This is a genomic window from Bradyrhizobium vignae (genome assembly GCF_900324035.1).
Classification (GTDB): domain Bacteria; phylum Pseudomonadota; class Alphaproteobacteria; order Rhizobiales; family Xanthobacteraceae; genus Bradyrhizobium; species Bradyrhizobium vignae.
Genome location: NZ_LS398110.1, coordinates 7474238 through 7494576, shown reverse-complemented (window position 1 = coordinate 7494576; position 20339 = coordinate 7474238). Strand labels below are relative to the sequence as shown.

Annotated in this window: 14 protein-coding genes; 10 read left to right on the top strand and 4 right to left on the bottom strand. The window is 64.3% G+C overall.

Going from position 1 to position 20339, the window contains the following annotated elements:
* The first annotated feature begins 13 nt into the window (after positions 1-13).
* The 3 genes from glpK to BRAD3257_RS36015 all read left to right on the top strand — a co-directional run bounded on the left by glpK (position 14) and on the right by BRAD3257_RS36015 (position 3340).
* The gene (glpK, locus tag BRAD3257_RS36030; RefSeq protein ID WP_122405780.1) at positions 14-1519 is read left to right on the top strand and encodes a glycerol kinase GlpK; all 1506 of its coding nucleotides are present in this window, start codon (positions 14-16) and stop codon (positions 1517-1519) included.
* A 250-nt stretch (positions 1520-1769) separates the two neighbouring features.
* Positions 1770-2363 (top strand): GNAT family N-acetyltransferase, encoded by a 594-nt coding sequence (locus BRAD3257_RS36025; protein WP_122405779.1) that lies wholly within the window; start codon positions 1770-1772, stop codon positions 2361-2363.
* Between the two features lie 347 nt (positions 2364-2710).
* A complete protein-coding gene (locus tag BRAD3257_RS36015) occupies positions 2711-3340 on the top strand; it encodes a glutathione S-transferase family protein (protein ID WP_122405778.1) in 630 nt (209 codons plus the stop codon).
* Positions 3341-3665: 325 nt separating this feature from the next.
* Here BRAD3257_RS36015 and metH read toward each other — a convergent pair whose 3' ends face one another.
* Positions 3666-7517: a methionine synthase gene (metH, locus tag BRAD3257_RS36010; protein ID WP_122405777.1), complete on the bottom strand. Its 3852-nt coding sequence runs from the start codon at positions 7515-7517 to the stop codon at positions 3666-3668.
* A 6-nt stretch (positions 7518-7523) separates the two neighbouring features.
* On the bottom strand, positions 7524-8444 hold the full coding sequence (gene metF / locus BRAD3257_RS36005; RefSeq protein WP_162500461.1) for a methylenetetrahydrofolate reductase [NAD(P)H]: 921 nt from the start codon (positions 8442-8444) through the stop codon (positions 7524-7526).
* A gap of 397 nt (positions 8445-8841) precedes the next feature.
* Here metF and BRAD3257_RS36000 point away from each other — a divergent pair, with 397 nt between their 5' ends.
* Positions 8842-9867, top strand: a complete 1026-nt coding sequence (locus BRAD3257_RS36000; protein WP_122405776.1) for an LLM class flavin-dependent oxidoreductase — start codon at positions 8842-8844, stop codon at positions 9865-9867.
* 104 nt (positions 9868-9971) lie between these two features.
* On the opposite strand, the gene BRAD3257_RS35995 is transcribed toward BRAD3257_RS36000, so the two are convergent.
* On the bottom strand, positions 9972-10829 hold the full coding sequence (locus tag BRAD3257_RS35995) for a prephenate dehydratase (RefSeq protein WP_122405775.1): 858 nt from the start codon (positions 10827-10829) through the stop codon (positions 9972-9974).
* Positions 10830-10850: 21 nt separating this feature from the next.
* Entirely contained in the window at positions 10851-11591 is a 741-nt protein-coding gene (locus BRAD3257_RS35990; protein ID WP_122405774.1) for a 3-deoxy-manno-octulosonate cytidylyltransferase, read from the bottom strand.
* 235 nt (positions 11592-11826) lie between these two features.
* Here BRAD3257_RS35990 and BRAD3257_RS35985 point away from each other — a divergent pair, with 235 nt between their 5' ends.
* The 6 genes from BRAD3257_RS35985 to BRAD3257_RS35960 all read left to right on the top strand — a co-directional run bounded on the left by BRAD3257_RS35985 (position 11827) and on the right by BRAD3257_RS35960 (position 20323).
* The gene (locus BRAD3257_RS35985; protein ID WP_122405773.1) at positions 11827-12381 is read left to right on the top strand and encodes a c-type cytochrome; all 555 of its coding nucleotides are present in this window, start codon (positions 11827-11829) and stop codon (positions 12379-12381) included.
* 210 nt (positions 12382-12591) lie between these two features.
* Complete coding sequence (locus tag BRAD3257_RS35980) at positions 12592-14490, top strand: extracellular solute-binding protein (protein ID WP_122405772.1); 1899 nt, start codon at positions 12592-12594, stop codon at positions 14488-14490.
* 14 nt (positions 14491-14504) lie between these two features.
* Positions 14505-16391, top strand: a complete 1887-nt coding sequence (locus BRAD3257_RS35975; RefSeq protein ID WP_122405771.1) for an extracellular solute-binding protein — start codon at positions 14505-14507, stop codon at positions 16389-16391.
* Positions 16392-16393: 2 nt separating this feature from the next.
* Positions 16394-17503, top strand: coding sequence for a microcin C ABC transporter permease YejB (locus BRAD3257_RS35970; RefSeq protein WP_122405770.1), 1110 nt, complete (start codon positions 16394-16396; stop codon positions 17501-17503).
* Complete coding sequence (locus BRAD3257_RS35965; RefSeq protein ID WP_122405769.1) at positions 17503-18681, top strand: ABC transporter permease; 1179 nt, start codon at positions 17503-17505, stop codon at positions 18679-18681. Before BRAD3257_RS35970 ends, BRAD3257_RS35965 begins: the two co-directional genes overlap by 1 nt.
* A 4-nt stretch (positions 18682-18685) precedes the next feature.
* Positions 18686-20323 (top strand): ABC transporter ATP-binding protein, encoded by a 1638-nt coding sequence (locus BRAD3257_RS35960; RefSeq protein WP_162500460.1) that lies wholly within the window; start codon positions 18686-18688, stop codon positions 20321-20323.
* The last annotated feature ends 16 nt before the right edge of the window (positions 20324-20339 follow it).

The following is a 20339-nucleotide window of genomic DNA, read 5'->3' as shown; positions in this document are numbered from 1 at the left end:
AAGGTTAACTTCCATGTCTTTCGTCCTCGCCATCGACCAGGGCACCACCTCTTCGCGCGCGATCGTGTTTCGCGGCGATATTTCCATTGCGGCGAAGGCGCAAGCCGAGTTTCCGCAGCATTTCCCGGCCTCGGGCTGGGTCGAGCACGAGCCGGAGGACATCTGGACCTCGACCGTGATGGTCTGCCGCGAGGCCATCGAGCACGCCGGCATCAGCGCGAAAGACATCGCCGCGATCGGCATCACCAACCAGCGCGAGACCACCGTGGTGTGGGATCGTGCCACGGGCCAAGCCGTGCACCGAGCCATCGTCTGGCAAGACCGCCGCACCGCCGACATCTGCGCCAAGCTCAAGGCCGACGGCCATGAGCCCGTGATCTCTGAGAAGACTGGCCTGATCATCGATCCCTACTTCTCCGGCACCAAGGTCGCCTGGATCCTCGACCACGTCCCCGGCGCACGGGCACGCGCCGCGCGCGGTGAGCTGATGTTCGGCACCGTCGATTGCTACCTGCTCTGGCGCCTCACCGGCGGCAAGGTGCACGCCACCGACGCCACCAATGCTTCGCGCACGCTGCTGTTCAACATCCATACCGGCCAGTGGGACGACGAGCTCCTGGAGATCATCGGCGTGCCGCGCTCTATGCTGCCCGAGGTGAAGGATTCCTCCGCCCGCTTCGGCGAGAGCACCCCGGATTTGTTCGGCGGACCGATCGCAATTGCCGGCATTGCCGGCGACCAGCAGGCCGCAACTATCGGCCAGGCCTGTTTCCGCCCGGGCATGATGAAATCCACTTACGGCACGGGCTGTTTTGCCTTGCTCAACACCGGCACCACGCCGGTCGCCTCCAAGAACAAGCTGCTCACCACCGTCGCCTATCAGCTCGAGGGAAAACGCACCTACGCGCTCGAAGGCTCGATCTTCGTCGCCGGCTCCGCCGTGCAATGGCTGCGCGACGGCCTCGGCATCATCAAGCACGCCGCCGAGACCGGACCTCTCGCCGATCAGTCGGACTCCATGCAGAGCGTCTATCTCGTCCCCGCATTCGTCGGCATGGGCGCGCCCTATTGGAATCCGCGCGTGCGCGGCGCGCTGTTCGGCCTCACCCGCAACACCGGCCCTGCCGAGCTCGCCCACGCCGCGCTGGAGAGTGTTTGTTACCAGACCTTCGACCTCTGGGCCGCGATGCGCGCGGACTGGCCGAGCTCGGAAACCGCCAGCGTCGTGCTGCGCGTCGACGGCGGCATGACCGCCTCCGACTGGACCATGCAGCGCCTCGCCGATCTCCTGGACGCGCCGGTCGATCGCCCCGTGATCCAGGAGACCACGGCGCTGGGCGCCGCCTACCTCGCCGGCCTCAATGCGGACGTCTATCCCGAGCCGACCAAATTCGCCGACAACTGGCGCCTCGAACACCGCTTCAAGCCGAACATGAGCGAGGCGACGCGGCAGCGGAAGCTCGCGGGATGGGCGAGGGCGGTGAAGGGCGTGCTGGCGAGCGATGAGGGGGAGGGGTAGGCGTAGACACAGCCTCGCAGCTCGATGCCGCGAGGCGCGCGCAACTGCCTTCACGTCGTCATTGCGAGGAGCTCTTGCGACGAAGCAATCCAGACTGCCTCCTCGCAAAAGATTCTGGGTTGCTTCGCGGAGCCTGTCGTCGGGCCGCGCTATGCGCGGACCCGTTGGCTCGCAATGACGGAGTGCGGCGCTGCTGTCTTTCCTCAAAAGACACCGCCCGCTAGCCCATTACGAAGGGAAGCAACGAACCATGATCCTCCCCGACGGATATTCCGACGTGCCCGCCGGCAAGATCGCCGCCGTCGTGACCCATCTGGAGATGACCGCACCTCCCGCGCGCCGCGACGATCCGCCCGGCGCATGGAGCTTGCGCAAGGTCGAAGCTCCGCCGCTTCCCTGGTACCGCGATCTCCACCGCCGCGTCGGCGAGGACTGGCTGTGGTTCTCGCGCGCACGCATGACCGACATGGAGCTCGCCGCAATCATCCACGCGCCGGGCATCGAGGTCTATGCCTTGGCCGTCGACGGCCGCGATGAAGGCCTGCTCGAACTGGACTTCCGCGAGCCCGGCCAATGCGAGCTGGTCTATTTCGGCGTCACCGCCCCCTTGATCGGCACTGGCGCCGCCCGCTTCCTGATGAACCGCGCGCTGGAGCTTGCCTGGTCACGCGACCTCCGCCGCGTCTGGGTCCACACCTGCACGCTCGATCATCCCTCCGCGCTCGCGTTCTATCAACGGTCCGGCTTTCGCCCCTTCCGCCGCCAGATCGAGATCGCCGACGACCCACGCCTCGACGGCACCGCGCCGCGGACGGCGGCGAAGCATGTGCCGATCATCGAGTAGAGCCCCGGCCGCCTCCTCCTCCGTCATTGCTGTCGATGTTCAATAATTCGCTGATTGGATCGCGGTGGTCTTGGTAGCGGCGAGCACATGCGGGTGCTGACCGCTGCGAAGCTGGTGCGAGCCAAACGGATCAAGCAGTGGACGATGTATAGGCGCAACGAGACCGCGATCGCTCCGATCAAGCGCGCGATCCAGGACGGCCTATGAGCGTGGAGCGCATGAGGCCGTCGCCGCGTCATTGCGGCTGGCGCAATGCTCCATTTCCGATATATTTGTTGCGCCGCATCGACCTGGTCGTGGAGACTGGCCGGCCCTGCCTTGTCCAATGATCGAGAAGAGCGAGAACCATGTTCCTGATCGGCCAATATGATTCCCCCTTCGTCCGCCGCGTCGCGATCGCGCTGCGGCTTTACGGGCTCGCCTTCGAGCACAGACCGTGGTCGACCTTCGGCGATGCCGACAGGATCGCGCCCTACAATCCGCTGCGCCGCGTGCCGACCCTGGTGCTCGACGACGGCGAGGCGCTGATCGAAAGCATGATCATCCTCGATTATCTCGACGATCTCGTCGGACCCGAGAAGGCGATGCTGCCGCGCGGCAGCACCGATCGCCGCAAGCATTTGCGCATCTGCGCGCTCGCCTCCGGTCTCGGCGACAAGGCGGTCAGCCTGCTCTACGAGCGCGTGCTGCGGAAGGAGCAGCTCGCGCTGTGGGTCGAGCGTTGCCAGGCGCAGATCGCGGACGTGCTTGCCGTGCTCGAAGCCGAGCGCGCCAAGGTGACGACGCCGTACTGGCTGGGGATGCGCATCGGCCATGCCGACATCGCGGTCGCCTGCGTCGTCCGCTTCACCCGCGAGGCACACCCGCAGCTGTTCGAGCCTGCGCGGTACCCGGCGCTCGCGGCACATAGCGAGCGTTGCGAGGCACTGGCCCCGTTCAAGGAGATCGTGCAGCCATTGGCGCCGCCGAAGGGCTGAGGCGGGCTCGTGTCCCGCTCTGCGGCGCAGCGTGCAACGCTGCGCCGGGACCCAGGCGGCACGCGTCGCTGGAGACGTGGGACCGCGGCTCTGCAGCGCATCGCTTCGCGCTGCGCAGCGTCCGGGGCACGAGACCGAGAGCAGGGTGAGGGGCGCTCCCATCCGCCGGAGTGCGAAGGCCGGCACTGCAGCTGATGATGGAATATTACCCCTGTTTTGCCCGACGTCGCAACCCGTTTTCGGCAAGACCGAAATTGCGCAACCTTTTCAACCCCATCGCTACTGTGCATGGGGTTGTTTTCTCATTTTTTGTTTTTAGGCGCGCTTATCCGGCCCCCGCGCGCTTCTTCTGCCAGACGAGGTGCACCGCGCAGGTGCAGCCCGGCGGATGCGAGGCGAGGTCTTTCGGCATCTCGTCGTTCGCCGGCTTGGCCGGGAAGGCCTTGTCTGTTCCCTCCTGCGACGGGATGTAGTTCAGCACCGGCGCGAGCCAGCGCTCGGCTTCCGCGACGCTCATGCCCTTGCGTGCCGCGTAGTCCTCGACCTGATCGCGCTCGATCTTGCCGACGCCGAAATAATAGCTCGCAGGGCTGGCGAAATAGAGCCCGGACACGGACGAGCCCGGCCACATCGCAAAGCTCTCGGTCAGCTTCACGCCGGCGGTGGCTTCCGCATCGAGCAGCGCGAACAGCGTTGACTTCTCGGTGTGATCGGGCTGGGCGGGATAGCCGGGCGCGGGGCGGATGCCCTGATACTTTTCGAGGATCAGTTCCTCGTTGGTGAGCGCCTCGTTCGGCGCATAGGCCCAGAACTCGCGGCGCACGCGGGCATGCATGCGCTCGGCAAAGGCTTCGGCGAGGCGGTCGGCCAGCGCCTTGCACAGGATCGAGGAATAATCGTCATTCGCGCTTCTGAAGCGGTCGGCGACCGCATCCTCGCCGATCCCGGCGGTGACGACGAAGCCGCCGATATAGTCGGGAACGCCGGCGGGCGCGATGAAGTCGGCGAGCGCCGCATTGAAGCGGCCCTCGCGCTTCTCGAGCTGCTGGCGCAGCGTGTGCAGCGTCGCGATGCTCTTGGTCCGGCTTTCATCGGCATAAAGCACGATGTCGTCGCCTTGCGCATTCGCCGGCCAGAAGCCGATCGTGGCGCGGGCCCGGAACCATTTCTCCTTGACGATGGTGTCGAGCATCTTGCGCGCATCGTCGTAGAGCGAGCGCGCGACCTCGCCGACCTTGGCGTCATCGAGGATGGCGGGGAAGCGTCCCGCGAGCTCCCAGGTCTGGAAGAACGGCGTCCAGTCGATGTAGGGCACGAGCTCGGCGAGGTCGTATTCGTCGAAGCTGCGGGTGCCGAGGAAGGTCGGCTTCACCGGCTTGTTCGCGACGAAGTCGACCGGCACGCGGTTGGCACGGGCGTCGCTGAGCTTCAGGCGCTTCTTGTCGGCCTGCGCGCGCAGATGCGCCTCCGAGATCTTGGCGTATTCGGCCCGCACTTCGGCGGCATAGGTCTCGCGCTTCTCCGGCGAGAGCAGCGCAGAGGCGACGCCGACCGCGCGGCTGGCGTCGTTGACGTGGACGACGGGACCGGCGCGATAGCTCGGATCGATCTTGACAGCCGTATGCACGCGGCTCGTCGTGGCGCCGCCGATCAACAGCGGCAGCTTCAAGCCTTCGCGCTGCAACTCGCCGGCGAAGAACGCCATCTCGTCGAGCGAGGGCGTGATCAGGCCTGACAGCCCGACGATGTCGGCCTTCTCCGCCTTCACGGTCTCGACGATCTTCGCCGCCGGCACCATCACGCCGAGATCGATGACCTCGAAATTGTTGCACTGGAGCACGATGCCGACGATGTTCTTGCCGATGTCGTGGACGTCGCCCTTGACGGTCGCGAGCACGATCTTGCCGGCCGACGAGGAGCCTTCGGTGCCGATGCCGCTGGCGAGGTTGCGCGCCTTTTCTTCCTCCATGAACGGCATGAGATAAGCGACGGCCTGCTTCATCACGCGCGCGGACTTCACCACCTGCGGCAGGAACATCTTGCCGTCGCCGAAGAGGTCGCCGACCACGTTCATGCCGGCCATCAGCGGTCCCTCGATGACATCGAGCGGGCGCGAGGAATTCTTGCGGGCCTCCTCGGTGTCCTGCTCGATGAATTCGGTGATGCCGTGCACCAGTGAATGCGACAGGCGCTTCTCCACCGGCCATTCGCGCCAGGCGAGATCGGCTTCCTTGGTTTCCGACTTCTTGCCGCGGAATTTCTCCGCGAGCGCCAGCAGACGCTCGGAGGCGCCGGGATCGCGGTTGAGGACGACGTCCTCGCAAGTCTGCCGCAGCTCCGGATCGATATCGTCATAGACGATCATCTGCCCGGCATTGACGATGCCCATGTCCATGCCGGCCTTGATGGCGTGATACAGGAACACCGAGTGCATGGCCTCGCGCACCGGCTCGTTGCCGCGGAACGAGAAGGACAAATTGGAGACGCCGCCCGAGACATGCGCGCCCGGCAGGTTCTGGCGGATCCAGCGCGTCGCCTCGATGAAGTCGACGCCGTAATTGTTGTGCTCCTCGATGCCGGTCGCGATCGCAAAAATGTTCGGATCGAAGATGATGTCCTCAGGCGGGAAGCCGACCTTGTTCACCAGGATGTCGTAGGCGCGCTTGCAGATCTCGGTCTTGCGCGCGAACGTGTCGGCCTGGCCGACCTCGTCGAATGCCATCACCACGACGGCCGCGCCGTGGCGGCGGGCGATCCTCGCCTCGTGGATGAACTTCTCCTCGCCTTCCTTCATCGAGATCGAGTTGACGACCGGCTTGCCCTGCACGCATTTCAGGCCGGCCTCGATCACGGAGAATTTCGAGGAATCGATCATGATCGGCACGCGCGCGATGTCCGGCTCGGCCGCGACGAGATTGAGGAAGGTCACCATGGCGGCTTCGGAGTCGAGCAGCCCTTCGTCCATGTTGACGTCGATGACTACCGCGCCGTTCTCGACCTGATCGCGCGCGACCTGGAGCGCGGCGGCGTAGTCCCCGGCGGTGATCAGCTTGCGGAAGCGCGCCGACCCCGTGACGTTGGTGCGCTCGCCGACATTGACGAAGGGGATCGCGTCCGTCAGCACGAACGGCTCGAGCCCGGAGAGCCGCAGGCGCGGCGCGATCTCGGGCACGATGCGAGGCTTGTGCGGGGCCACCGCGGCGGCGATCGCGGCGATATGGTCCGGCGTGGTGCCGCAGCAGCCGCCGACGATGTTGACGAGGCCATCGCGCGCGAACTCGCCGATCAGCCGCGCCATGTATTCGGGCGTCTCGTCATACTGGCCGAACTCGTTGGGCAGGCCGGCATTGGGATAGGCACACACGAGCGTATCGGCGACGCGGCCGATATCGGCGATGTGCGCGCGCAGGTCTTCGGCGCCCAGCGCGCAGTTGAAGCCGATGGTGATGGGCCTGGCGTGCCGCACCGAATTCCAGAACGCTTCCGGCATCTGCCCCGACAGCAGCCGGCCGGACTTGTCGGTGATGGTGCCCGACACCATCACGGGCATGTCGATGCCGAGCCCTTCGGTGATCTCGGCGATCGCATAGAGCGCCGCCTTGGCGTTGAGCGTGTCGAAGATGGTCTCGACCAGCAGGAGGTCGACGCCGCCGTCGATCAGGCCGCGGATCTGCTCGCCGTAGGATTTGCGCAAATCGTCGAAGGTGACGGCGCGGTAGCCCGGATTGGACACGTCGGGCGAGATCGAGGCGGTGCGGTTGGTGGGGCCGATGGCACCTGCAACGAAGCGCGGCTTGCCGTCCTCGGCCTCGACGCGGCGGGCAGCATTGCCGGCGAGGCGGGCGCCTTCGCGCGCCATCTCATAGACAATGTCGGTGAGGTCATAATCGGCCTGCGCGATCGAGGTCGTCGAGAAGGTGTTGGTCGCGACGATGTCGGCGCCGGCACGCAAATAGGCGGCGTGGATGTCCTCGATCGCCTGCGGCTGGGTCAGGATCAACAGATCGTTGTTGCCGCGAAGGTCGCGATGGAAATTCTTGAAGCGCTCGCCGCGGAAGGCGGCCTCGTCGAGCTGCAGATTCTGGATCATCGTGCCCATGGCGCCGTCGAGCACGAGGATGCGCTCGCGTGCGGCGTTCAGCAGGGCAGTTCGCTTGGCGGAAACGGGTAAGGTCATTTTCTCTTACGCTGCCTTCTGGGCGGTCTTGGCACGGATGCCGAGCAAATGGCTGATCGCGAACACGAGATCGGCGCGGTTCATGGTGTAGAAGTGGAAGGTATCGACACCGTGCTTGGCGAGCTTCTGCACCTGGCCGGCGACGACGGTCGCCGCCACCAGCTTGCGGGTCTCGGCGTCGTCATCGAGGCCCTCGAACTTCGCGGCGAGCCAGTCGGGCACGGTGGTGCCGTTCCGGGTGACGAAATTGCGCGCCTGCTTGAAATTGTGCATGGGCATGATGCCCGGCACGACCGGAATGTTGATCCCGCGCGCGCGGACGCGGTCGAGATAGCGGAAGTAAAAGTCGTTATCGAAGAACACCTGGGTGATCGCGCGCGTTGCGCCGGCGTCGACCTTGGCCTTCAGCGTGTCGATATCGGCATCGAAGTCGCGCGCCTCGGGGTGCTTCTCGGGATAGGCGGATACCGACACCTCGATATCGCCGTGCCGCTTCTTGATTCCCGCGACGAGGTCGGCCGAGCTCTGATAGCCGTCGGGATGGCTGGAATAGGGTGTTCCGATGCCGCCGACGGGGTCACCGCGCAAGGCCACGATGTGACGCACGCCGACCTCGTGATAGCGGTCGACGATCGCGTCGATCTCGCCGCGCGAGGCGCCGACGCAGGTCAGGTGCGCCGCCGGCAGCAGCGCGGTTTCTTTGAGGATGCGCGCAATGGTCGAATGGGTCCGCTCGCGGGTCGAGCCGCCGGCGCCGTAGGTCACCGAGACGAATTTCGGCTCGAGCGGGGCGAGCCGCTTGATGGTCTCCCAGAGATTGCGCTCCATCTCCTCGGTCTTGGGCGGAAAGAACTCGAAGGAAATCGCAGGCCGCTTCAGGTGCCCGTCTTGCCCATTGGCTTGGCCAGGCGTCGTCGCGTCAGTCATGGCACCACTCACTCCAGGGTCTCGCTCAGCCACAGCGGCCAGCAGCGGCATCCAGCTCGGGGAGGCCTAAGATAGGGCAAAGTCCGTTGGATCGACAGCCCATCAGGGATGGGAAGTGGCCCACTTGGGCCAGGAATTGACGAATTATTGAACGTTGATCGATCTGAGTGGGAAGTCGGCGCAAAAAATATTTCTATTACAAATCAGTGCATTGGCTGGGGTCTGATCGACGTTAAGCGCCTCTCTCCTACGTGGGCGGCGCCAGCATTGCGTCATTGTAGCTGTCTCAATCCCACCCTTCCGCTCGGTCGGGCGTGACGAGCGCTCCGCTGGCACGCATCTGACCTGCGGAGCTGGCCCATTGCCGCTGCGCGGACGTCCATTACCTTAAGCCGCCATGATCCCGCTCTCAGTCCTCGACCTCTCCGTGGTCACCACCGGCACCAAGCCTGCCGCGGCGCTGCGCAACAGCATCGACCTGGCGCGCCACGTCGATGGGCTCGGCTATGTCCGCTACTGGCTCGCCGAGCATCACAACCTCGCGTCCGTCGCGAGCCCCGCGCCCGATGTGATGATCGGGCAGATCGCGGCGGTGACGAAGCACATCCGGGTCGGCTCCGGCGGCGTGATGCTGCCCAACCACGCGCCGCTGGTCGTGGCCGAGCGCTTCAAGATGCTGGAGGCGCTGTTTCCCGGCCGGATCGATCTCGGTCTCGGCCGTGCGCCGGGCACCGATGGCGCCACAGCCTACGCGCTCAGGAGCCGGCTCGACCGTCGCGAGGGCGACGATTTCCTGGAGCGGCTGCACGAGCTGATCCTGTGGGAGACCCGCGAATTCCCCGCTGGGCACCCCTACAACAGCGTCGTTGCGATGCCCGACGATACCAGGCTGCCGCCGATCTGGCTGCTTGGCTCCAGCGATTATTCCTCGGAATTGGCCGCCCAGGTCGGCATGGGCTTCGCCTTTGCCCATCATTTCGCCTCCCACGACGCAATCGATGCGATGGTACATTACCGCAACCGTTTCCAGCCCTCAGCCTGGCGCGCGGCGCCGCATGCGATCCTCGCGGTTGCTCTCATCGCGGCCGATACGGACGAGGAGGCCGAAAGGCTCGCCTCTTCCTTCGACCTCAACCGCCTTCGCCGTGACCGTGGTCAATATCTGCCGCTGCCGAGCGTCGAGGAGGCGATGGCCTATCCGTATACGGACGCCGAGCGCACCTCGATCCTGCGCAACCGCTCGCGCCTGTTCGTCGGCAGCCCCGCGACGGTGCAGAAGAAGCTGCAGCCGCTGATCTACGCGAGCAAGCCGGACGAACTGATGGTGATCACCGCAGTGTACGACCACGAGGCGCGAAAGAAATCTTATTCGCTGCTGGCGGAGGCGTTCGGGCTTGGTAGGACAAGTGGCTTAAGCGATTGATCGTCATTCCGGGCGATGCGAAGCATCGAGCCCGGAATCTCGAGGTTCCCAGGTGCGCAAGTGCGCACCATAGTTCACGCTTGGCGTGCCCCGGAACGACAGTCTCAATCCTGCGTCTCGCTGAATGTCGCCCGGAACGGATGTCCCGGATACACGCCGACGATGCGGAATTCGCGCGAGAAGAATTTCAGCTCCTCGATCGCGAAGGCGAGGCCCTTGTCATCGGGGTGGCCGTCGACGTCGGCATAAAACTGCGTGGCGAAGAAATTGCCGTCGACCATGTAGCTCTCGAGCTTGGTCATGTTGACGCCGTTGGTGGCGAACCCGCCGAGCGCCTTGTAGAGCGCCGCCGGCAAATTGCGCACGCGGAACACAAAAGTGGTGACGAGCGGGCCGGTGCCTTGCGGCGCCCATTTCGGCTCGCGCGCCAGCACCACGAAGCGCGTGGTGTTGTGGGCCTCGTCCTCGATGTCGTCGGCAAGGATGTCGAGGCCGTAGATCTTGGCGGCCAGGCGCGAGGCGATCGCAGCGACGGTCTTGTCCTTGCGCTCGGAGATATCGCGGGCACTGCCGGCGGTGTCGGCGTGCACGATCGGCTTGATGCCGAGTTTGCGGATGATGCGCCGGCACTGGCCGAGCGCATGCACGTGGCTCTCGACGCTCTTGATGTCTTCGAGCTTGGTGCCCTTCACCGCCATCAGCTGATGCCGGACCGGCAGAAACCATTCGCCGATGATGAAAAGTCCGGAGGCCGGCAAGAGATGATGGATGTCGGCAACGCGGCCCGCGACCGAATTCTCGATCGGAATCATGCCGAGATCGGCCTCGCCCGAGGAGATCGCCGACAGCGCGTCCTCGAAGGTGGCGCAGGGCATCGGCTCGGCGTCGGGATAGGCCTCGACGATGGCGATGTGGGAATTGGCTCCGGGCTCGCCCTGGAATGCGATCTTCATCTTGCTCATGGTCGGCCTTGTAGCAGCGGCTCAGGATTTGGAAAGGATGCTGCGCGCGGTTTCGAGATCGGGCGGCGTATCGACGCCCCGGGGGACGCTGTCGACGATCATGATGTCGATGCGCATGCCGGCCTCCACCGCCCGCAGCTGTTCCAGGCTTTCCTGGCGTTCCAGGGGCGAAGGCGGCAGCGACACGAACCGCTCCAGCGCGGCGCGGCGATAGGCGTAAAGGCCGATGTGGTGGTATCGCGGTCCGTTGCCGTAAGGAGCTGTGGCGCGGGTGAAATAAAGTGCCCGCAACCGCTTCGGCCCGATCGGCGAACCGATAGCCTTCACCACGCTCGGGGCGAGGTCCTCCTCCTCGGTGTGGATCTGCGAGGCCAATGTGACGATGTCGACCGCGGGGTCGTCGAAGGGCGGCAGCACCTCGCGGATCGTTGCCGGCGTGATGGTCGGGAAATCACCCTGGAGATTGATCACGATCTCGGCCTTGCCCTCGGGATCGAGCTTTTGCATGGCCTCGTGAATGCGGTCCGAGCCGGAAGGGTGGTCGGCGCGGGTCATCACCGCCTCGCCGCCATGGGCGGTCACCACCGAGGCGATCTCGTCGGTGTCGGTGGCGACCGCGACCCGGCCGATTGCCGCGGCCTCGGCACGGCGCAGCACGTGCACGATCATCGGCAGACCTGCGATATCGGCGAGCGGCTTGCCGGGCAGGCGGGTGGCGGCCATGCGGGCCGGGATCAGCACCAGGATGCGAGGATCGGTCATTTGGATTCAAAGGTCCGGGGTCGAGAGCCTGGAAACCGGGCGTTTTCCGCGCCGAGAAATGGAGTGGGGACGGGCTGAAAGCCGGGTCGCTTATACGGGTTGCCAGACCCCGGGCAAACCGATATCTCAATGACAAAACTCGGGGAAACAATAAGGAACGTTTTGATTCTCCCGAGGCTCGTCCTGGCGGCCATCCGGGCCGCTGTTTCCTTCTTGCGGTGGGGCCTGGCCGGAAATGGACTCTTTCGAACTCAATAAGATTCTCGGTGCCGTGCTCGGCACCTGTCTCGTTCTGCTGGTGACGAGCTTCACCGCCCAGGCGCTATTCTCCCCCAAGATGCCGGAAAAGCCGGGCTTTGAGATCGCGGTGAAGGAAGATGCCGGCCACGGCAAGGAAGGTGGTGCCGCCGCCGCAGCGTCCTCCGAGCCGATCGAAAAGCTGCTCCAGACTGCCTCCGTCGAGAAGGGCGCTGCCGCCGCCAAGAAATGCGGCGCCTGCCACACATTCGAGAAGGGTGGCCCGAATCGGGTCGGTCCGAACCTCTATGGCGTTGTCGGCGAGCCGAAGGGCGAAGGCCGCGGCTTCAACTTCTCGGCCGCCATGAAGGCCAAGGGTGGCACCTGGACCTTCGACGATCTCAACAAGTTCATTGCCAACCCGAAGGGCTTCATTCCGGGCACCGCGATGGGCTTCGCCGGCATTCCGAAGGACTCCGAGCGCGCCGACGTCATTGCCTATCTGAACTCGCTGTCGGACCATCCTCAGTCGCTGCCGACCGCGTCGAAGTAAGGCCTCCAGAACTCATTCGGAATGTGCGGCCGGGCTGAAAAGCCTGGCCGTTTCCTTATCCGGACCTCGCGACGACGTTATCGGGGCGTTTGGCCGCATGCGATGGGTCGTCGGGGCTTCCAAGATGAGGAAAAAGCAACATATTCCGTCGAAACCTCGCCTATATTGGGAACTTAAAGGAGTAGCCTCCTTCAAGACAGGGATGTTGATTTGGCCATTACCCGACGCGATCTCCTGCTCACCGGCACTGCTGCCGCAGCGCTTCCCGCCCTTGGTTCCGTCGCGGGCGTTGCCGTCGGCTCGGCGCATGCGCAATCAGCAGCTGAGCTGCCCTGGCGCCATGCGCTGTCGCTGTTCGGAAAGGTCAAGTACCCCGCCGACTTCAAGCGCTTCGACTACGTCAATCCGGACGCGCCCAAGGGTGGCGTGGCGCGCCAGATCGCCGTCGGCACATTCGACAATTTCAACATCGTCGTATCGGGTGTGAAGGGGCAGGTGGCCGGTGCGATCGCCTTCATCTACGAATCCCTCACGACGCCCTCGCTTGACGAGGTCTCGACCGAATACGGCGCGCTGGCGGAAGCGGTCAGCCACCCCGATGACTTCTCCTTCGTCACCTATCGCTTGCGGCCGCAAGCCAAATGGCATGACGGCAAGCCCGTGACGCCGGATGACGTGATCTTCTCGCTCGATTCCTTCAAGAAGAACCATCCGATGTACTCGGCGTACTACAGCCATGTGGTAAAGGCCGAGAAGGTCGGCGAGCGCGAGGTGCGGTTCGTCTTCGACGCACCCGGCAACCGTGAACTGCCGCAGATCGTGGGACAGCTTATTGTCTTGCCGAAGCATTGGTGGGAGGGGACGGACGCGCAGGGCCGCAAGCGCGACGTTTCCGCCACGACGCTCGAAGTGCCGCTCGGTTCCGGCCCTTACCGGGTCAAGGAATTCGTTGCAGGACGATCGATCGCGCTGGAGCGCGTCAAGGACTATTGGGGCGGCGATCTGCCTGCCAATGTCGGCCGCAACAATTTCGACGAGCTGCGCTACGAATACTTCCGCGACGCCACTGTCGCGATCGAGGCCTTCAAGGCCGACCAGGTCGATTGGCGCACCGAGAACAGCGCGAAGAACTGGGCGACAGCCTACGATTTCCCGGCGGTGACCGAAAAGCGCGTGATCCTCGAGGAATTCCCCAATCGCAGCTCGGGCGTGATGCAGGCCTTCGTGCCGAACCTGCGCCGCGCCAAGTTCAGCGATCCCCGCGTGCGTCGCGCGCTCAACTACGCATTCGACTTCGAGGAGATGAACAAGCAGATCTTCTACGGTCAGTACAAGCGCATCAGCAGCTATTTCGACGGGATCGAAGATCTGATGGCGACCGGCCTGCCACAGGGGAAGGAGCTCGAGATCCTCGAGACCGTCCGCGCCCAGGTCCCGCCCGAAGTCTTCACCACCGCCTACACCAATCCGGTCGGCGGCAGCCCCGAGGCCGTGCGCGACAATCTTCGCGAGGCGCTGCGCCTCTTCAAGGAGGCGGGCTACGAGGTGCGCGACCGCAAGCTGATCGACGTCAAGACCGGTGCCCAGTTCTCTCTGGAACTGCTGAATTCGGATCCGAGCTTCGAGCGGATCGCGCTGTTCTACAAGCCGTCGCTGGAGCGGCTCGGCATTGCCGTCAGCGTGCGTACCGTCGATCCAACTCAATACGAGAACAGGACCCGCGAGTGGGATTTCGACATGGTCACCAACTCCTGGCCCGAATCGCAGTCGCCGGGCAATGAGCAGCGCGAATTCTGGTCCTCCAAGACGGCCGACATCGCCGGCTCGCGCAATCTTGCCGGCATCAAGAATCCGGCGGTTGACAAGCTGATCGAGCGGGTCATCTACGCCACCGATCGCGACGATCTCGTTGCCGCGACCAAGGCGCTCGACCGCGTGCTGCTGTGGAATCACTACGTCGTGCCGCAGTGGAATTATCCAAAGCTGCGTACCGCGCGCTGGGATCGCTTCGGCCGGCCGGGGGAATTGCCCAGATATGGCCTGTCCGGCTTCCCGTTCATCTGGTGGTATGACGCAGAGAAGGCAGCGCGGATCGCAAAGAAGTCGTGAAGGACAACCCCCGCATGACGCAGATGTCACGCCGCCATGTGTTGGTCTTGGGCGTTGGCGGCGCCCTCGGGGCGTCGCTGGGTGCGCAGCCGCTACGCAGTGCGCGAGCGTCGGAAGCGGCGACCGAGGCGCACGGCATCTCGGCGTTCGGCGATCTCAAATATCCGGCCGACTTCCATCATTTCGATTACGTCAATGTCGACGCGCCGAAGGGAGGCACGTTCTCGCTGATCCCGTCGGTGCGCTCGTACAACCAGTCCTACCAGACCTTCAACTCGCTCAACGCTTTCATCCTGAAGGGCGACGGCGCGCAGGGCATGGACATGACGTTTGCACCGCTGATGGTCCGCGCAAACGACGAGCCCGATGCGATGTACGGGCTGGCCGCCCAATCCGTGCGGATATCGCCGGACAAGCTGGTCTATCGCTTCACCATGCGGCCCGAGGCGAAATTCCACGACGGCACGAAGCTCACTGCGCATGATGCGGCGTTCTCGCTGACGGCGCTGAAGACCAAGGGCCATCCGCTCATCATCGTGCAGATGCGCGACATGGTCAGCGCCGAAGCGCTCGACGATGCGACGCTCGTCGTCACTTTTGCCAAGGGACGCGCCCGCGACGTGCCGCTCTATGTCGCCGGGCTTCCGATCTTTTCGAAGGCGTACTACGCGTCTCGCCCGTTCGATGAATCGTCTCTGGAGACTCCGCTGGGCTCTGGTCCGTACAAGGTCGGCAAGTTCGAGGTCAATCGCTATATCGAGTATGAGCGGGTGAAGGACTGGTGGGCTGCCGATCTGCCGCCCTGCCGCGGCACCTACAATTTCGATGTCGTGCGCTATGAGTTCTATCGCGACCGCGATGTCGCCTTCGAGGGTTTCACCGGCAAGAGCTATCTCTACCGCGAGGAGTTCACCTCGCGCATCTGGGCGACACGCTATGACTTCCCGGCCGCGAAGGATGGCCGCGTCAAGCTGGAGGTCGTGCCCGACGACACGCCGTCCGGCGCGCAAGGCTGGTTCATCAACACGCGGCGCGACAAGTTCAAGGACGCGCGCGTGCGCGAGGCCCTGATCAACGCCTTCGATTTCGAATGGACCAACAAGACCATCATGTACGGGGCTTATGCCCGTACCGTGTCGCCGTTCCAGAACTCGGACCTCATGGCGGGCGATGGGCCTCCTTCGCACGAGGAGCTCAAGCTGCTCGAATCCTTCCGCGGTCAGGTTCCCGACGAAGTGTTCGCTGCGCCGTTTACGCCTCCGGTGTCAGACGGCTCCGGGCAAGACCGCAGCCTGTTGCGCAAGGCGCAGCAACTGCTGAACGAAGCCGGCGTGCCGATCAAGGACGGCAAGCGGGTGCTGCCGAATGGCGAGGTGTTCAGGATCGAGTTCCTGCTGGATGAGCCCTCGTTCCAGCCGCACCATGCGCCCTACATCAAGAATCTGGCGACGCTCGGCATCGAGGCGAGCGTGCGTCTCGTCGATGCCGTGCAACACAAGGCGCGCCAGGAAGATTTCGATTTCGACATGACCATCCAGCGCTTCAGCATGTCGGCGACGCCAGGCGATGCCATGCGCGCGTTCTTCTCCTCGCAGGTGGCGAACACCAAGGGCTCGTACAATCTCGCGGGCGTCGCCAGTCCGGCGATCGATGCAATGATCGAGAAGATCATGGCGGCTGACAGCCGCGAGGAGTTGACGATCGCCTGCCGCGCGTTCGATCGTCTGTTCCGCGCCGGCCGCTATTGGGTGCCGCAATGGTACAACAAGACGCACCGGCTGGCTTATTGGGATCAGTTCGGCCATCCGCAGAAATTGCCGCGCTATGCCAACGGCGTCGGCGCGCCCGACATCTGGTGGCATGAACCCGCCAAGGCGGCCAAGCTCGAGCAGGCAAAATAGCCATGAGCGCCTATATCGCCCGCCGCATCCTCCTGATGATCCCGACGCTGCTCGGAATCCTCTTCGTGTCCTTCGTCGTCGTGCAGTTCGCGCCGGGCGGCCCGGTCGAGCGCGTGATCGCGCAACTCTCAGGCGCCGATACCGGCGGCACGTCGCGCATTTCGGGCGGCGGCGATTTTGCGCAGCGCGCACCTGGGCAGGTCGGTGCCGGCGGCGATGCCATCAATTCGAAATATCGGGGGGCGCAGGGGCTCGACCCTGATTTCATCAAGAAGCTGGAGGTGCAGTTCGGCTTCGACAAGCCGGCACCGGAACGCTTCCTGCTGATGGTGTGGAATTTCGCTCGCTTCGATTTCGGCAAGAGCTATTTCCGCGACGTCAGCGTGCTCCAGCTCATTAAGGAGAAGCTGCCCGTCTCGATCTCGCTCGGACTGTGGCTGACGCTTCTGACCTATCTGATCTCGATTCCACTCGGCATCCGCAAGGCGGTGAAGGACGGCACGCGATTCGACACCTGGACATCGACAGTGCTCGTGCTCGGCTATGCGATTCCCGGTTTCCTGTTTGCGATCCTCCTGATCATCCTGTTTGCCGGCGGCTCCTTCTTCAACTGGTTCCCGCTACGCGGACTGACCTCGGACGGTTGGTCGCAGTTTCCCTGGTACTGGAAGATCCTCGATTACTTCTGGCACCTGACGCTGCCGCTGATCGCCATGGGGCTTGGCGCGTTCACCACCATGACGTTCCTGACCAAGAACTCGTTCCTGGACGAGATCCGCAAGCAATACGTCATGACTGCGCGGGCCAAGGGCTGCACCGAGAGCCGGGTGCTCTATGGCCACGTCTTCCGCAACGCCATGCTGATCGTGATCGCCGGCTTCCCCGGAACCTTCATCCACGCCTTTTTTTCCGGCTCGCTGCTGATCGAGACCATCTTCTCGCTGGATGGGCTCGGGCTGCTCAGCTTCGAGAGCGTGCTCAACCGCGACTACCCGGTGGTGTTCGGCACGCTCTACATCTTTTCGCTGGTCGGTCTCGTGATCAATTTGATCTCCGACCTGACCTATATGTGGATCGATCCTCGGATCGACTTCGAGGCGCGGGAGGTCTGATGACGATTACCGCGCCGACGCCGATCGAGACCACGGCCAAGTCTCCGCTGGGAGGGGTCGTACCGATCACGCGCAAGCCCTACGCGCCTTCGCCACTCAACAGGCGGCGTTGGCAGAACTTCAAGGCCAACCGGCGCGGCTATTGGTCGTTCTGGATTTTCATCGGCTTGTTCGTGGTCTCGCTGTTTGCGGAACTGATCGCCAATGATCGGCCCTTCCTGATCAAATTCGACGGCCGTCTCTATTGGCCGGCCTTCGTGACCTATTCTGAGACGACCTTCGGCGGCGATTTCGAGACGGCGGCGGACTACCGCGATCCCTATTTGCAGAAGCTGATCAAGGACAAGGGCGGCACCATCGTCTGGCCGCTGATCCGCTATTCCTACGACACGCATAATCTCGACCTGCCGACACCGGCACCGTCGCCGCCGACCTGGATGCTGACGGAGAAGCAGTGCAAGCCGGTGGTGGAGAAGAAGGGGCTGAAGAGCTGCCGCGACCTCGAATACAACTGGCTCGGCACCGACGATCAGGGCCGCGACGTGGTGGCGCGATTGATCTACGGCTTCCGCATCTCGGTGCTGTTCGGCCTTTGTCTCACCATCGTTTCGTCCGTTATCGGCATCGCGGCGGGAGCGGTGCAGGGCTATTTCGGCGGCCGGGTCGATCTCATCTTCCAGCGCTTCATCGAGATCTGGACGGCGATTCCCTCGCTCTATCTTCTCCTGATCCTGTCCTCGGTCCTCGTGCCCGGCTTCTTCGTGCTGCTCGGAATCCTCCTGCTGTTCTCCTGGGTCTCGTTGGTCGGTCTGGTGCGGGCCGAATTCCTGCGCGGGCGCAATTTCGAATACATCCAGGCGGCGCGGGCGCTCGGCGTGTCCAACCCGGTCATCATGTTCCGTCACTTGCTGCCGAACGCGATGGTCGCGACCATGACCTTCCTGCCCTTCATCGTGTCGAGCTCGGTGATGACACTGACGGCCCTCGATTTCCTCGGCTTCGGCCTGCCACCGGGCTCACCTTCGCTCGGCGAGCTGCTGTCGCAGGCCAAGGCCAACGTGCAGGCACCGTGGCTCGGCTTCTCAGGTTTCTTCTCGGTTGCGATCATGCTGTCGCTGTTGATCTTCATCGGCGAAGCCGTGCGCGACGCCTTCGATCCGCGCAAGACGTTCAGGTAAGGTCATGGACGCCATCAACCAGCCCCTGCTCAGCGTGCGCGATCTCTCGGTGGCCTTCCATCAGGCCGGCGCCACCACGCTCGCGGTCGACAAGGTCTCGTTCCAGATCAAGCGCGGCGAATGCGTCGCGCTGGTCGGCGAGTCCGGCTCCGGCAAGTCGGTCAGCGCGCTCTCGATCCTCAAGCTGCTACCGTACCCGAACGCCTCCCATCCTTCGGGCAGCATCCGTTTCAAGGGGCAGGAGCTGATCGAGCAATCCGAGCGGCAGATGCGGGAGATCAGAGGCAGCGACATCTCCATCATCTTCCAGGAGCCGATGACCTCGCTCAATCCGCTGCACACGATCGAGGCGCAGATTGGCGAGATCATCCAGCTGCATAATCCGACCAGCAATGCCGAGGCGCGCAGACGGACGCTGGAGCTGCTCACGCAGGTCGGCATCCCCGAGCCCGAGACGCGGCTGAAGAGCTATCCGCACCAGCTCTCCGGCGGTCAGCGCCAGCGCGTGATGATCGCGATGGCGCTCGCCAACGAGCCGGATCTGTTGATCGCGGACGAGCCGACCACGGCGCTCGACGTCACCGTGCAGGCGCAGATCCTGGCGCTGCTCGCCGAGATCCGTTCGCGGCTCGGCATGAGCCTCTTGTTCATCACCCACGATCTCGGCATCGTCCGCCGCATCGCCGATACCGTGTGCGTCATGAAGGGCGGCGTGATCGTCGAACAGGGGCCGGTCGAGCAGGTCTTCAAGACCCCGAAACATCCCTATACGCGCGACCTGCTCGCCGCGGAGCCGAAGCCGGATCCCGCGCCGCCGCAGCCGAGTGCGCCGGTGGTGATGTCGGCCGATGATCTCAAAGTCTGGTTCCCGATCAGGCGCGGCCTGATGCGCAAGACGGTCGGCCACATCAAGGCAGTCGATGGCGTCAGCGTCGCCGTGCGCAAGGGCGAGACGCTCGGGGTGGTCGGCGAATCCGGCTCGGGCAAGACCACGCTGGGGCTCGCACTGCTGCGGCTGATCTCCTCGAATGGCCGTATCGTGTTCTTAGGCAAGGACATCCAGGGCCTGCGCTTCAAGGAGATGCGCCCCTTCCGGCGCGACATGCAGATCGTGTTCCAGGATCCGTTCGGCTCGCTCTCACCGCGCATGTCGGTCGCCGACATCGTCGCCGAGGGCCTGTCGGTGCATCAGCCGAAGCTGTCGCGTGAGGAGCGCGAGGCACGCGTCGTCAAGGCGCTGGAGGATGTCGGGCTCGATCCGGAGACGCGCTTCCGCTATCCGCATGAATTCTCGGGTGGCCAGCGCCAGCGCATCAGCATCGCGCGGGCGGTGGTGCTGGAGCCGGATTTCGTCGTGCTGGACGAGCCGACCAGCGCGCTCGACATGCTGTTCCAGGCGCAGATGGTCGATCTGCTGCGCGAGCTCCAGCGCAAGCGCGACCTCACCTACATGTTCATCTCGCACGACTTACGCGTCGTCGCCTCGCTCGCCAGCCATCTCATCGTGATGCGCGGCGGCAAGGTGGTCGAGGAGGGGCAGGCGGCCGAACTGTTTCGGAATCCGAAGACGGATTACACGCGCGCGCTGTTCGCGGCCGCGTTCCGGCTGGAGACCGCGGGGAACGGGGCGGTCGCGACGTAGCGTTCGTGATTCCGGG